Genomic DNA, 15,712 nt, shown 5'->3' with positions numbered 1-15,712 from the left:
CCGCGCCCGAACATACCCCAATCGATGCGAAATGCCATGGGCTATTCAACGGCGCCGCCGCGCGTCCGCGCTCGAGTTTCGCGGGACGTGCCGGGCGCTTCTGTGGTACGAAAGCGAAACCGAACCGGTTCGGAAAGGAAGAAAGGATCACCCATGCTGCGCACGACCCTGCGGCTGTTCGCCGTCCTCCTCCCCCTCGCCGTCCTCTGCGGCGGCTGCCTGGCCGTCGGGCAGTCCTTCGACCTCGCGAGCGCGCTCCTGACGCTCGCGGCATCGGGCTCGGCGTCCGTCGCGGTCGCGGCGCTCGACAAGCGCGAGTGGATCCGCTCCGGCGCCAAGCCGCCGTTCTTCGTCGGGACGCTCCGCGGCGGCTTCGGCAACCCGTTCGACGTCTCGGTGCGCGGGCGCCTGCCGCTCGCGCAGGTCACGGCGGACGTGATCGCGAAGGGGCTCAAGGCCAAGGGGCTCAAGGCCAACGCGATCCAGATCGACCCCCTCGCGGACGACCCGGCGGCGATCGCCGCTCTCCAGGCGTCGGGCGCGTCGAAGCTTCTGCTCGTCGACATCGAGAAGTGGCAGTCCGATACGTACATGAAGGTCGGGATGCACTACCTCCTCGTCGCGCGGGTCCTCGACGCGGGCGGCAACGTCCTCGCGGAGGCGCGCGTCACCGGCGCCGAGGACGGGAAGGACGATCTCAAGGGCAGCGCGATGAACCCCGCCGGGTACTCCAAGAAGGTCGTCCCGAAGGCGTTCCGCGACCAGCTCGAGCGGCTCGTCAACGCGGAAGGCATCGTCAAGGCGCTCGCGTAGGGCGCAGGAAGGGGAGATCCATGTCGAAGAACATCGCTCGTTCGGTCGTCATCGCCGTTCTCGCGCTCGCCCTCGCGGGCTGCGGCGGCACGACGGCGCAGGAGCCCGGGCAGTCGAACCTGCCGGGGGCGGAGGTGAAGCCCGTGGACTACAACGCGGAGGCGAAGCTGTTCCTGGACGTGTACCTCACGGAGCTCGCGACCATGGAGAAGGCGTTCACCACGAGCTGGTGGAACGCGCAGAACTCCGGCAAGAAAGAGGAGTTCGAGGCTTACGCCGCCGCCGACCTCGCCCTCAAGAAGATGCACAGCGACGCGGCGCGCTACCAGAAGGTCGCGACCCTCCTCGACCACAAGGCCGAGATCGAGCCGCAGGCCGCGCGGGCGCTCGAGGTCGCGTACCTCTCGTTCAAGGGCAACCAGCTGCCGGCGGACGTGCTCGAGGACATCGTGAAGCGCTCCAACGAGATCGAGCAGGTGTTCAACGTCTACCGCGTGAAGCTCGGCGGCAAGGAGCTGTCCAACAACGACGCGCTCGAGATGCTCGCCAAGGAGAAGAAGTCGGACAAGCGCCAGGAGATCTGGGAGGGCCTCAAGCAGGTCGGCGAGGAGGTCGCGCCGAAGCTCGTCGAGCTCGCCAGGGTGCGCAACAAGGCCGCGGCGACGCTCGGTTACGCGAACTACTGGGACATGCAGATCCGCCTGCAGGAGCACGATCCGGCGCAGATCCTCGCGATCTTCGCCGAGCTCGAGCAGACGACCAACGCGCCGTTCCAGGCGATGAAGGACGAGCTCGACGGCGAGATCGCGAAGAAGCTCAAGGTCAAGGCCGAGGGGCTCATGCCCTGGCACTACGACAACCCGTTCTTCCAGGCGGCGCCGCCGTCGGCCGCGGTCGACCTGAGCGACTTCTACAAGGACAAGCCCAAGAAAGAGATCATGAAGATCACGGAGCGGTTCTATTCCGACATCGGGCTGCCGTGCGACGACATCGTGGCGCGCTCCGATCTGTACGAGCGCGAGGGAAAGAGCCAGCACGCCTTCTGCATCTCCATCGATCGCGGCGACGACATCCGCACGCTGCTCAACATCAAGCCGGACGTCGACTGGATGGAGACCTCCCTGCACGAGGAGGGCCACGCGATCTACTACAAGGGGATAGACAAGGGGCTGACGTACAACCTCCGAGAGGCGGCCCACACGTTCACCACCGAGGCGATCGCCATGCTGTTCGGCGCGCTCGCCGGGAACCCGTCGTGGATGATCGCGTACGCCCAGGCCGACGAGAAGAAGGTCAAGAAGGTCGAGGGTGCGATCCTCGAGCAGCGCCGGCGCGAGCAGCTCATCTTCGCGCGGTGGACGCTCGTGATGCTCAACTTCGAGAAGGCGCTGTACGAGAACCCGGAGCAGGATCTCGACACGCTGTGGTGGGACATGGTCGAGCGCTACCAGATGCTCCACCGCCCGGCGAACCGCGACAAGGCCGACTGGGCGTCGAAGCCGCACTTCTCGGTCGCGCCGGTGTACTACCACAACTACATGCTCGGCGAGCTCTTCGCGGCGCAGCTCCGCGGGGCGCTCGCGAAGATGGCCGGTCACACCGGGCCGACGAACGAGCTCTCGTTCAACGGCCGCAAGGACTTCGGCGCGTTCCTCAACGAGAAGGTGTTCAAGCCCGGCATGTCGCAGCCGTGGCCCCAGTTCGTCGAGGCCGCGGTCGGGGAGCCGCTCACCGCGAAGTACTTCGCCCAGGAGACGTCGAAGTAGGGTCGAGGTCCCCCCGATCCCGACAGGCTCCCTCCCCCGCCAGGACCCGGATCGCCGCGAGCCGCTCCTTGAGCGTCGGGTGGGTGTTGTAGTACGCGCGGTACGCCCTGGCCGATCCCGGGCTCGCCAGGTTCTGCTTGTGGAGCGCGAGGAGCGCCCCCTTCAGCTCCGCCCCGCCCGCCGCCCGGACCGCGAACGCGTCCGCCGCGCGCTCCAGCCTCCGGGACGCGACCCGCCCGAGCCAGCCGAACGGGAACGACGCCTCGGCCGCGATCAGGGAGAACCCCGCGAGCGCCGCGTGCGGGCTCCAGGCGGCGAACCCCATCCCGAGGGCGAGCCCCGGATCCGCGTACACCGCGCCGAGCGCCGCGAACGTCGCGGCCAGCGCGCCGAGCGCGAGGCCGAGCCGCAGCCGGACGTGCCCGAGCGAGAAGTGGCCGAGCTCGTGCGCGACGACCGCGAGCAGCTCGGGGCGGCCGAGCTTCTCGACGAGGGTGTCGTAGAGGACGACCCGGCGCGCGCCGACGAGCCCCACGATGAACGCGTTCACGTGGACCGAGCGCCGTGATCCGTCCATCGACACGACGCCCCGCAAGGGGAAGCCGATCCGCCCCGCCAGCGCGCCGATCTCCTCCGCGAGCGCGCCGCCGACCGGGACGAGCCTGTTGAACAGCGGCAGGATGGCGACCGGGTAGAACCACGCGAGGAGCAGCTGGAACGCGGCGACGCAGGCGAACGCGGCGAGCGGGAAGGCGCGCGGAAACGCGACCGCGAGCAGGAGCACGATCGCGAGGAGCGCCCCGCCGAGGGCGGCGCCCATCGCGAGCTCCTTGGCCTTGTCCGCGATGAACCCGGCCGGGCGCTGCCGGTTGAAGCCGTGGCGCGCCTCGATCGCGAACGTCGCCCACGCGTCGAACGGCAGCCTCGCGGCGAAGAGCGCGAGGCCGAGCCCGGCGAAGAACGCGAGCCCCCGCGGCACGCCTGGCGGAGCGAGGAGCGCGGCCGCGCGGTCGAGCGCCTCGAACCCCGAGGCGACGAACAAGCAGAGGACCGCGCAGTCGAAGCAGCGCGCGATCATCCCGAACCGGATCTTCTCCGCGGCGTACCTCGCGGCGCGCCGCACCGTCTCGAGATCGATCTCCCCCTCGAGGTGCGCGGGCACCCGGTCGCGCCGGCGCGCGAGGTGCCGGAGTTGCGCCGCGTCGAGCGCGAGCTCCGTGGCGCGGTGCGCGAGGAGCGCGGCGGCGAACGCGGCGGTGTACCCGTTCCAGTCCATGGGCGCGAAGTATACACGGTCTCCAGGCGGCCGGAACGCGGCCCGCGGAACTCCTGTTGATTCGGCGGGCCGACTGGAACAGGATGCGCCGATGCCGAAGGAGAGAGCCACCTCCGTGCTCGTCGTGGACGACAGCCGCGTCTACAGGCGGCTGCTCATCGACGTCGTCTCGCGGCTCTCGGGGGTGCGCGTCGCGGGCGAGGCCGCCGACGGCGTCGAGGCGCTCGCCGCGCTGGCCGCGGGGCCCGTCGACCTCGTCCTCCTGGACGTGGAGATGCCCAACATGGACGGGCTGGCGACGCTCCGCGAGATCGCGCGCCTCCACCCCCGCGTGGGCGTGGTCATGGTCGCGGGCGCCAACAGGAGCGCCGCGCAGACGACGATGCAGGCGCTCGAGCTCGGCGCCCTGGACTTCATCCCCAAGCCGCAGGTGATGGGCTACGACGCGAGCCACCGCGCGCTCTCGATCGCCCTCTCCTACGTGCTCGAGTGCGTCCGCCTCGGCCTCTCCCGCGCGGAGGCCACGGCCGCCGCGGCGCGGACCGCGCCGCCCGCGCCCACGCGGCGATCCCTGCTCCCTCCCCCGGCGCGCGTGCCGCTCGTGCTCATCGGCGCCTCGACCGGCGGCCCGAGGGCCCTCTCCGCCGTGATCCCTGCGCTCGCCCCCGGGCTCGCGGCGCCGGTGCTCGTCGTGCAGCACATGCCCGAGGGCTTCACGCGGTCGTTCGCCGGCCAGCTCGACAAGAAGAGCCGCCTGCCCGTGCGCGAGGCCCGCGACGGCGAGCCGGTCGCCGCGGGCGAGGTGCTCATCGCGCCGGGCGGCCGCCACATGGTCGTGCGCGCCGCGGACAGCGGCCTCGTCGTCGGCCTCGAGGACTCGCCCCCTGTGCACAGCTGCCGCCCGTCGGTGGACGTGCTGTTCTCCTCGGTCGCGGGCATAGGCGCCGGCCCGGTCCTCACGATCGTGATGACCGGCATGGGCGCCGACGGGGCCGACGGCGTGCGCGCCCTGTCCCGGAAGGGGAGCTACAACGTCGCGCAGGACGAGGAGAGCTCGATCGTCTTCGGCATGCCGCGCGCGGTCATCGCCGCGGGGCTCGCCGACGAGGTGCTCCCGCTCGAGGCGATCGCGCGGCGGATCAACGAGCTGGCGGGAGGGGAGGCTACTCGATCGGGGTCACGTTCTTGAGCTGCATGCCCGTCATGTCGCTGTACGTGTAGGGGAACGGCCCGATCGGGACCGCGGTCTGGATCGTCGGATCGACGGGGTCGATCTTGTATGCTTTGCTGCCGGCCCGATCCACGGTCCAGACGTACCCCTCGTAGTCGATCGCGACACCGACCATCTCGCTCGCCCCGACAACTGTGGTGCGGGTGAAGTCCATGGTCTCCTCGTCGACCTGGATGATGTCGCCGGACGTGCACGCGGCCCATACGGTTCCGTTGCCGTCCACGGCGATGCCGCGGTTGAAGTCCGCCGCGGCCGTGGTGACCCAGTCGTTCACCTCCGTCAGCGGGTCGAAGCGGGAGATGCAGCCGCCGCCGCCGAACGTGTTCGTCCCTGCGGTCCAGACCCTGCCCTGCGCGTCGACGGAGATCCCGTACCCGCAGTGCACGCTGAACGTCTCGTTGTCGGTGAGCTCCAGCACGTTGATCCGCTCGATGCTGCACAGGCCGATCGTGCACCCCATCGCCACGGTCCAGAAGTTGCCCTTCCCGTCCATCGCGCCGCCGTAGTGGGCGAGGCTCGTCGCCTGCGCGGTGATGATCTCGCCGGTGTCGCCGTCGATCACGTACACCGTCTTGTTCGTCATCGCGCCGATGTACACGTGGCCGCCGAGCCCGGTATCCGGGTCCTCCTCGCCGTCCCAGGCCGTGGCGCGCGCGCCTATCGACATCGTGCCGGTCGTCAGCGGGGTGTTCCAGGCCATGCACTCGTCCTCGCCGAACGGCAGCACGTCGTCCGGCCCCGTGGAGGTCTCGATCTCGCCGTTGTCGTTCGCGTCGACGCACTCCGAGTAGTCCGCGATGAACTTCGTGACCGACGACGGGCCGGGGTTGGGATCGCGGTTCGTCACGACCATGTCCCCGTGCAGGTTCACCGACGTGCGCGAGGGGTCGCCGGCCGTGCCCTGCGGGCTCGTGACGTAGCGCGCCACCTCGTCGCCGTTGATCGTGCAGACCTTGGAGACCGTCCCCTGCGCGGCGGAGGGCGACTCGCTGTTGCCGGTGTTCGAGATCCAGATGAACGACTGCACCTCGCCCGGGCACATGTTCGGCCCCCAGGGGCTCTCGGTCTCGGTGTCCGAGTCCGTGTCGCCGTCGGTGTCCGAGTCCGTGTCCGTGTCGGTGTCCGTGTCGGTATCCGTGTCCGTGTCCGCGTCGCCGTTCGCGACGTCCCTGTCCGACGCGGAACACCGCCACAGCGCGAGCCCGGCCGCGACGAGCGCCAACCCGACGATGAGCGTCCTTCGCATCTCTCCCTCCTCGCCGCGCGCCCCGTGGCGCGGCCATCGGTCCAGGATAGCACCGTTTCCCATTCCAGACGTGGAATCGACCCCGCGTTTCGGATGTCCCGCCCGGATCTTCAGGCCGGCTCCCCCGTGTCGAGCATCCGCTGGATGCGGTCCCGGACGAGGTTCTTCAGCTTCTCCCGGTCGCTCAGATCGAGCGTGTCGGTCGAGATCGGGTTGCCGACGATCAACTCGACCGTCCCGGGCTTCACCCCGAGCCGGTGCTTGGGAACGACGTCGTACGAGCCCCGGATCGCGACCGGGAGCACCGACACGCCCGACTTGACGGCCAGGACGAACGCGCCCGACTTGAACGCCTGGAGCTTTCCGTTCGGCGTGCGCGTCCCCTCCGGGAAGACCGCGAGCGACGGTCCGTTGCGGATCTTCACGGCCGCTGTGTCTATCGACCTGCGCGCCTTGCGGCTCGATCCGCGGTCGACCGGGACGAACCGCGCGAACCACAGCGACCAGCCGAACACCGGGATGTAGAACAGGCTCCGCTTGGCCAGGAACCGGACCGACATCGGGAGGCTCGCGAACAGGATCGGGATGTCGACCTGGCTCTGGTGGTTCGACGTGACGACGTACGGCCGCCGCCAGTCCATCCCCTCCCCGCCGCGGCGCACGACCTTGATCCCGCCAACCCAGAGCACCTGGGGCGCCCACCCGATCCGCGCGAAATACATGAAGGCGTGCCCGGTGGGATCGATGACGATGGTCACGAGGCCGATACAGGTCCAGACGACCGTCCAGACAACCATCAGCAACGATCGGCCGTTGAACCCCTTCATCGAGAGTATCAATCCCTCCGCGAGCCGCGCTTGTCCTCCGGGCCGAGCCGGGTGCACAGGATGGTACCTCCGGCCACGGCCCCCGGCCAGACCGCAATGAAACCGAACGGCACGATCAGCGCCAGGATCACCGCCGTCCCGAACCCCAGGAGCGCCGCCCGGTGCGCTTTGGCGAACACGAACCGCTCGCGCCACGAGTAGCCACGCCGCGCCAGGCTCCAATCGACGTAGTCCATCCCCAGGTACTTGGCCAGGATGTAGCCGCCGACCACGATGTACGCGATCTGCCCCACGACCGGGATGAACAGGCTCGCGAGGAACAGCGGGACGAGCCAAGCCAGCTTGATGAGGGCGCGCCGCAGCTCGAGCAGCACGGTGCTGCCCAGATCGCGCAGGAGGAACCGCACGCTGAACGGCCGCGGCGTCCACGTCCCGAGGATCCCCTCGACGCGCTCGGAGATGAAGTCGCTGACGGGTGCGGCCGCGATCATGATGCAGAACACGGCGACCACCGCGGTCCCCGCGGCGCAGATGACCCACAGGAGGACCGAGAGAATCCTCCAGAGCGCATACAGGTACCAGGCTTCCGGCTCGCTCCAGACGAGCGCGACGATGTCGTCCACGACGCGCCCGAAGACAATCCAGCCCGCAATGAGGACGAGAATCCCGAACAGCATGGGCGGCAGGTAGAACGCAGCGAGCTCACGGTGCTGCCGCCCGTAGGCGAAGTGGAGCCCCGTGAAAAGGCATTTGAAACCCGCGAAGAATCCGATTTTGCCCGCGCGCGCGGCCATCGGAATCAATTGCCCCTTTTTTCACCAAAGAGCATCATTTTTCGCTATGATTGTATCCACTAATAGACGTCGACTACTCAAAACAGAGGAGAAACATATGCCGAGCCATCACGTCACCTTCTGGAAATCGGCAATTCCCCTGTTCGTCGCCATGTCGGTCGGCTGCGCCGAGGTGGACGTCACCAAGCACGACGACACGGACACGACGACGGATTCGGAGACGGGCGCGGACACCGACACCGATATCGACACCGACACGGATACCGATAGCGACACGGACACCGATACCGATTCCGATACCGACACGGACAGCGATACCGATACCGATGGGGACGCGGGCACGGAGCCGGTCCCCTGCACGGAGGAGACGGCGCTGGAGCTGTGCGGCGACGTGGAGCTGTGCGTGGACGGCTACTGCTGCGACGACGTCTGCGACGGCGAGTGCGAGGCGTGCAACCTCTTGGACATGGAGGGGGTCTGCTCGTTCATCGGCGCCGGCGAGGATCCGTCCGAGGAGTGCGCGGAGGAGGCCCCGGAGAGCTGCGGCACGACGGGCTCCTGCGACGGCTACGGCGCCTGCGATCAGTACGGGGGCGAGACGACCTGCGGCACGACGGCGTGCCTCGAGTACTATTGCGACGGGGGCACCTACTGGCACAACCCGGAGAGCTGCGCGAACAGCTGCGACGGGGCCGGGGGGTGCGGCGCGTGCACCTGCACGCCTTTGGACGGGACGGCCTGCGCCGTGGGCGGCGCCAACGAGTGCTGCGAGGCGACGTGCGTCGACGGCATGGGCTGCGTGACGACGGCGGGGGCCTGCCCCGACACCTGCAGCGCGACGGCGCTCACGGTGGAGAGCCCGTGCGACGGCTGCGGCGCGAACCTGGCGGACGGGACGTGCGGCGCGGGGACGGCGTACGGCTGCGACTCGGCGAACGCGTGCGAGCAGCGGGCGTGCGGCGGGGTGGACTACCTCTGCACGAACGCGGGCGGCGCGTGGGAGTGGCGCGAGGGCGCGGCGTGCGACGACGCGAACCCGTGCACCTACGACGACGCCTGCACGGGCGGGGCGTGCGAGGGCACGGCGGTCGACTGCACGTCGACGGAGTGCATGACGAGGACGTGCAACGGCACGAGCGCGTGCACGGAGACGGCGCAGCCCGACACGACGAGCTGCGGGACGTCGGCCTGCCCGGCGGACTACTGCGTCTCGACGGTGTTCTACAACTACCCCGGGAGCTGCACGCGGTACTGCAGCGGCACGGACGAAACCTGCGAGGCGTGCTCGTGCACCGCGGCGGAGGCGCCCTGCGGGGTGGGGCCGGCGAACCAGTGCTGCGTGGCGACGTGCGACGCGGCGTCGGGCGGCTGCCTGACCGAGGACGGCGTCTGCCCGGAGAGCTGCACGGCGAACCAGCTGCTCATCGGGCAGTTCTGCGTGGGCTGCGGCGGGGCCGGCGGCGAGGGGATCTGCTCGGGCGGCGGGTCGTACACGTGCAGCGCCGCGAGCCACGACATCTGCCAGACCCTGACCTGCGGCGGCACGACGTACCGCTGCACGAACACCGGGGGGACCTGGGCCTGGCGCACGTCGGTGCTGTGCGACGACGGCGACCCGTGCTCCTACAACGACGTCTGCTTCAGCGACAATTGCGTCGGCACGACGATCACCTGCACGTCCACGGACTGCATGAGCTCGGTGTGCAACGGCACGAGCGCGTGCCTGGAGACGCCGAAGCCGTCGTCGACGGTGTGCGGCACGACGGCCTGTCCGGCGGACTACTGCAGCGTCCTCGACTTCTACAACTACCCGGCCAGCTGCCAGCGATACTGCAGCGGCACGGACGACACGTGCAGCGCCTGCGCCTGCACGGCGGTGCCGAAGGCGTGCGGCGTGGGGGCCGGGAACGAGTGCTGCACGGCGTCGTGCAGCGCGACGCTCGGGTGCCAGACGGCGGCCGGGCTGTGCGGGGCGGGCGGGGACACCTGCACGGAGAACCTGCTCGAGGTGAACCAGAGCTGCCAGGGCTGCGGGGCGGCGGGCGCGGCGGGCACGTGCGTGGCCGGCGGCTCGTACCCCTGCGACGACGCCACGCACTCGGAGTGCGAGGCGCGGAGCTGCGACGGGGACGAGTACTACTGCCTGGAGGACCCGGTGGACGGCTGGGGCTGGACGATGGAGTCGTTCTGCAACGACGGCGACGCGTGCACGTACGACGACGTCTGCACGGGCGGGGCGTGCCAGGGCGCGGCCGTCAGCTGCACGGACACGACCTGCACGACCAAGACGTGCAACGGCACGAGCGCGTGCACCGAGACGCCGAAGCCGTCGTCGACGACGTGCGGCTCGTCGGCCTGCCCGGCGGACTTCTGCGTCTCCGACGCGTTCTACTCCTACCCGGAGACCTGCACGCGGACCTGCAGCGGGGTCGACGACACGTGCAGCCCCTGCTCGTGCGCCGACACGGAGGATCTCTGCGACGTGGGCCCGCTGGACCAGTGCTGCACCGTCGGGTGCGACGACGTCACCGGCTGCAACACGGCGGCCGGGGCCTGCGCGGACATCTGCAACGCGACGACCGTGACGACGGGCCGGCTCTGCATGGACTGCGGGGAGAACCTGGCCGACGGCACGTGCAGCCCGGGGACGTCCACGACGTGCAGCGCGGCGACCTCGTGCCAGACGAGCCTCTGCGGCGGCACGACGTACCGCTGCACGAACTCGGGCGGCACGTGGGCGTGGCGGACGAGCACGGCGTGCGACGACGGGAACCTGTGCACGTACGGCGACGTCTGCTCGGGCGGCGTGTGCGAGGGGATCGGCGTCTCCTGCACGTCCACGTCCTGCATGACCAAGACGTGCAACGGCACGAGCCTGTGCACCGAGACGCCGAAGCCGTCGTCGACGACGTGCGGCACGACGGCGTGCCCGGCGGACTACTGCACGAGCCTCGACTACTACAACTACCCGGCGACCTGCACGCGGTACTGCAGCGGGACGAGCGACACGTGCAACGCCTGCTCGTGCACGGCGACGACGACGGCGTGCGGGGTGGGGGCGGGCAACGAGTGCTGCACGGCGTCGTGCAGCGAGACGCTCGGGTGCCAGACCGCGGCGGGCTCGTGCGGGACCGGCGGCGACACCTGCGGGGAGAACCTGCTGGAGGTGGGCCAGGTCTGCGAGGGCTGCGGGGCGGGAGGCGCGACCGGCGTCTGCGTCGCTGGCGGCTCGTACACCTGCGACGACGGCACGCACCCCGAGTGCGAGGCGCGGAGCTGCGGCGGGGTGCAGTACTACTGCCTGGAGGACCCGGTGGACGGCCGGGGCTGGACCGCGGACCCGACCTGCGACGACGGCGCCGCGTGCACCTACAACGACGCCTGCTCGGGCGGGACGTGCCAGGGCGCGGCCGTCACCTGCACGGACACGGCCTGCATGACCAAGACGTGCAACGGCACGAGCATCTGCACGCAGACACCGAAGAGCTCGGGCACGACCTGCGGCACCACGGCCTGCGCGGCCGACTACTGCCTGTCGAGCGTGTACTACAACTACCCGGCGACCTGCACCCGCTACTGCAGCGGCACGAGCGACACGTGCAACAGCTGCTCGTGCTCCGCGGCGACGACGACCTGCGGCGTGGGCGCGGCCAACGAGTGCTGCGTGACGGGCTGCGACGCGGCCACGGGCGGCTGCCTCACGACGAACGGCGCCTGCGCCGAGACCTGCACGGCGAACCAGATCACCCTCGGCGAGAGCTGCCAGGGCTGCGGCGCGAACAACGCCGAGGGGATCTGCAGCGGCGGCACGGTGCACACGTGCAGCGCCGCGAGCCACGAGATGTGCCAGGTCATGACCTGCGGCGCCACGACGTACCGCTGCACGAACTCCGGGGGCACCTGGGCCTGGCGCACGTCGGTGGGGTGCGACGACGGCAACTCGTGCACCTTCAACGACGCCTGCTTCAGCGGCAGCTGCACCGGGACCACGGTCACCTGCACGTCCACGGACTGCATGACCTCGACGTGCAACGGCACGAGCACGTGCACCGAGACGCCGAAGAGCTCGGGCACGACGTGCGGCACGACGGCCTGCCCGGCGGACTACTGCTCCACCCTCGACTACTACAACTACCCGGCGACCTGCACCCGGTACTGCAGCGGGACGGACGACACGTGCAACGCCTGCTCGTGCACCGCGACGCCGGCGACCTGCGGCGTGGGCGGCGGCAACGAGTGCTGCACGGCGGTGTGCAACGCGACGCTCGGGTGCCAGACCGCGGCGGGCACGTGCGGGACCGGCGGGGACACCTGCACGGAGAACCTGCTCGAGGTGGGCCAGACCTGCCAGGGCTGCGGGGCGGCGGGCGCCGCGGGCACGTGCGTGGCCGGCGGCTCCTACGCCTGTGACGAATTCTCGAGCTCGGAGTGCGAGGCGCAGAACTGCGGCGGGACGCTCTACTACTGCCTGGAGGACCCGGTGTTCGGCTGGGGCTGGACCTCGGATCCGACCTGCGACGACGGCAACCCGTGCACCTTCAACGATCTCTGTTCGATCGGAACGTGCAAAGGCACCACCCTCACCTGCACGGACACCTCCTGCATGACCAAGACGTGCAACGGCACGAGCGCGTGCACCGAGACGCCGAAGCCGTCGTCCACGACGTGCGGCACGACGGCCTGCCCGGCGGACTACTGCAGCGTCCTCGATTTCTACAACTACCCGGCCAGCTGCACGCGCACCTGCAGCGGCACGAGCGACACGTGCAACGCCTGCTCGTGCACCGCCGCCACGTCGACCTGCGGCGTGGGAGCCGGCAACGAGTGCTGCACCGCGGCGTGCGACGAAGGCTCGGGCTGCCTCACCGCGAGCGGCGCTTGCGCCGACGAGTGCTCGAGCTACCAGCTGATCCTGGGGCAGTCCTGCGCGGGCTGCGGCCCGGCCGGAGCCGCGGGGCTCTGCGGCGGCGGCACGGTGAACACCTGCAACTCCTCCACCCACTCCCTGTGCCAGAGCATGGGCTGCGGCGGCAACACGTACTACTGCACCAACGCCGGCGGCAACTGGGAGTGGCGCACGGCCGTCTCCTGCAGCGACGGGAACGCCTGCACCTACGGCGACCTCTGCTTCGGCGGCAGCTGCAACGGCACCTCGGTCACCTGCACGTCGACGGCCTGCATGAACTCGGCGTGCGACGGCGACGCCACGTGCGCCGAGACGCCGCTCCCCGACACGACGACCTGCGGCACGACGCCCTGCCCGGCGGACACGTGTGTCGGTACGACTTGGTACAACTACGGCGCCTCCTGCACGGACTACTGCGACGGGTTCGGCGCCTGCGACGACTGCTCGTGCACGCCCGCCACGACCGCGTGCACCGCCGGAGGCTGCTGCAACGCGGTGTGCACCCCGGCCTCGGGCTGCTCCACGGCGACCGGCACCTGCGGCGGCGGCGAGTCCTGCGGCGCGAACGTGATCACGCTGGCCTCGTCCTGCACCGGGTGCGGGGCGGCCGGGGCCACGGGCACCTGCGGCGGCGGCGGGACCTACACCTGCGACGCGACGACCCACACCGCGTGCCAGACCGTGAGCTGCGGCGGTCTGACGTACAACTGCACGTACAATGGCAGCACTTGGGCCTGGCGGACGAGCACGGCGTGCGACGACGGGAACGCCTGCACCTACAGCGACGTGTGCGGCGGCGGCGTCTGCCAGGGCTCCGCGATCACCTGCACGTCCACGTCCTGCATGAACAGGGCGTGCAACGGCACGAGCGCCTGCACCGAGACGCCGATGCCCGCGGGCACGTCTTGCGGCACGACGACCTGCGCGGCGGACTACTGCGCGGCGAGCGTCTACTACAACTACCCGCCGAGTTGCACGCGCACCTGCAGCGGCACGGGCGACGTGTGCAACGCCTGCTCGTGCACCGCCGCGACGACCACCTGCGCCGTGGGCGGCGGCAACGAGTGCTGCACCGTGACGTGCACCGGCGGAGCGGGCTGCGGCACCGCGGCCGGCTCCTGCACGGACAGCTGCGGGTCGAACCTCCTGACCACGAGCAGGGCGTGCTCCGGGTGCGGGGCCAACCTGGCCAACGGCGCGTGCGGCGGCGGCACGGCGACGACCTGCGACGCGACGACCCACACCATGTGCCAGACCATGAGCTGCGGCGGCACGAGCTACCGCTGCACCAACGCCGGCGGCTCCTGGGCATGGAGGACGGCCGCGGCCTGCGACGACGGCGACCCGGGGACCACTGGCGACACGTGCCAGACGGATGGCAGCTGCGTCGGAACGATAACCGACGTCGGCGATTGCTGTACGGTTCACAGCGGGACCGGGTGCACGAACTCCGCGATCTCGTCGTGCGTTTGTGCAGTTGATTCGTACTGCTGCTCCACCTCTTGGGACAGTCTGTGCGTGTCCGAAGTCGAGTCGGAAGGTTGCGGCGTCTGTCCGGCGTGCGCCACTTGCGCCTGGTCCGCCAACTTCACCTCGACCAACGGCGGCTTCACGGCGAGCGGCACGACGACCTTCGCCTGGGGCGCGCCGACGAGCGGTCCCTCCGCCGCGCACACCGGCTCCAACGTCTGGGCCACGAACCTGAGCGGGGACTACACGAACAGCGAGAACGGCTACATCACCTCACCGATCATCAACCTGAGCGCATATTCAGGGAGCAGCGTCTCCCTGAACTGGTGGCAGTGGTACGCGGGCGAGAGCTGCTGCGACTACCTCAGCGTCGAGATCAGCAACGACGGCGGCGCGACGTGGTCGGTCGTCTACGGTCCCTTCGACAACACAGACGTCACCGCATCGACTTGGACGAAACAAACCTACCTGGCTGGCTCGTCGTACGCGGTGTCCAACTTCCGATTCCGGCTGCACTTCACTTCCGACAGCTCAGTCGTCGGCGCCGGTTGGTACGTCGACGACTTCTGCGTCGCCCCCCTCGTCACCAATTCGGCGACCTACAGCCAGAACTTCGATTCGAGCAACGGCGGGTACGCGGTGAGCGGCTCGACGACCACCTGGGAGCACGGCGCCCCGACGAGCGGCCCGATGGCGGCGCACAGCGGATCGTCCCTGTGGGCGACGGAGCTGCACGGCGTCTATTTGGTTTACGAGGACGGCTACATCACGTCTCCGAACATCGATCTTTCGAGCCTATCCGCCGCGCCGGCGCTCCAGGTGGGGTGGTGGCAGTGGTACGCGGGTGAGACCTGCTGCGACTACGGGAGAATGGAGGTGAGCAACGACGGCGGCACCACTTGGACCACAGCATGGGGTCCGTCCTACGGCAGCACGACCGGATCCTGGCTGCAGCCGTCGGCCTCGATTTCGACCACGTACGCGGTGTCCAATTTCCGCTTACGGTTCTTCTTCCATTCGGACGTGTCCATCGTTTACGACGGATGGTACCTCGATGACGTCGCCATCAGCGCCTTCACGACCTCACCCACAGCCTGCGAGCCGTAGCAAGTCCGTCTACCGGAGAAGCTCGAGATCCCACATTTTCCGCTCATGAGCGTCTTTTTTCGCTATCATTGAACACAATATCGCGGAAGCGCTTGCGCTCGCCTCCACGACGCGCGACCGTTCTCCTATCGCAATCGACCGGAGGAGCCATGTCGGAACACCTCTCGCTGACCTTAAGAACGACGATCGCCCTGGCCCTGGCCGCCCTCGCCAGCTGCGCCGAGGTGAACATCGGCGGCGGCGACGACACGGACACGGGAAGCGATTCCGACACCA

General features: G+C 69.6%; 8 protein-coding genes. 4 read left to right on the top strand and 4 right to left on the bottom strand.

The genetic code is table 11. From position 1 onward, the window contains the following. Positions 1-153: 153 nt before the first annotated feature. Positions 154-813 (top strand): hypothetical protein, encoded by a 660-nt coding sequence (locus M0R80_26755; protein ID MCK9463238.1) that lies wholly within the window; start codon positions 154-156, stop codon positions 811-813. Between the two features lie 20 nt (positions 814-833). Further along, a complete protein-coding gene (locus M0R80_26750; GenBank protein ID MCK9463237.1) occupies positions 834-2,579 on the top strand; it encodes a M2 family metallopeptidase in 1,746 nt (581 codons plus the stop codon). Here M0R80_26750 and M0R80_26745 read toward each other — a convergent pair. Further along, positions 2,542-3,855, bottom strand: coding sequence for a M48 family metallopeptidase (locus tag M0R80_26745; protein ID MCK9463236.1), 1,314 nt, complete (start codon positions 3,853-3,855; stop codon positions 2,542-2,544). The genes M0R80_26750 and M0R80_26745 overlap by 38 nt on opposite strands. A 91-nt stretch (positions 3,856-3,946) precedes the next feature. Between M0R80_26745 and cheB the strand changes: the two genes are divergently transcribed. Then, positions 3,947-5,044 (top strand): chemotaxis-specific protein-glutamate methyltransferase CheB, encoded by a 1,098-nt coding sequence (gene cheB, locus M0R80_26740; GenBank protein ID MCK9463235.1) that lies wholly within the window; start codon positions 3,947-3,949, stop codon positions 5,042-5,044. Here the strand turns inward: cheB and M0R80_26735 are convergent. From M0R80_26735 to M0R80_26725, 3 genes are all read right to left on the bottom strand, one after another. After that, positions 5,019-6,332, bottom strand: coding sequence for a hypothetical protein (locus M0R80_26735; GenBank protein ID MCK9463234.1), 1,314 nt, complete (start codon positions 6,330-6,332; stop codon positions 5,019-5,021). The two genes, cheB and M0R80_26735, sit on opposite strands and share 26 nt — an antisense overlap. A 110-nt stretch (positions 6,333-6,442) precedes the next feature. Then, positions 6,443-7,159: a 1-acyl-sn-glycerol-3-phosphate acyltransferase gene (locus M0R80_26730; GenBank protein MCK9463233.1), complete on the bottom strand. Its 717-nt coding sequence runs from the start codon at positions 7,157-7,159 to the stop codon at positions 6,443-6,445. A gap of 8 nt (positions 7,160-7,167) precedes the next feature. Beyond that, positions 7,168-7,953, bottom strand: coding sequence for an EI24 domain-containing protein (locus tag M0R80_26725; protein MCK9463232.1), 786 nt, complete (start codon positions 7,951-7,953; stop codon positions 7,168-7,170). Positions 7,954-8,050: 97 nt separating this feature from the next. On the opposite strand from M0R80_26725, the gene M0R80_26720 reads away from it, so the two are divergent. Further along, a complete protein-coding gene (locus M0R80_26720; GenBank protein ID MCK9463231.1) occupies positions 8,051-15,436 on the top strand; it encodes an immune inhibitor A in 7,386 nt (2,461 codons plus the stop codon). Positions 15,437-15,712: the final 276 nt, after the last annotated feature.

The organism is Pseudomonadota bacterium, from assembly GCA_023229365.1.
Lineage (GTDB): Bacteria > Myxococcota_A > Polyangia > JAAYKL01 > JAAYKL01 > JALNZK01.
The sequence above is the reverse complement of the archived record's forward strand: the minus strand, read 5'-3'. Positions and strand labels throughout refer to the sequence as shown.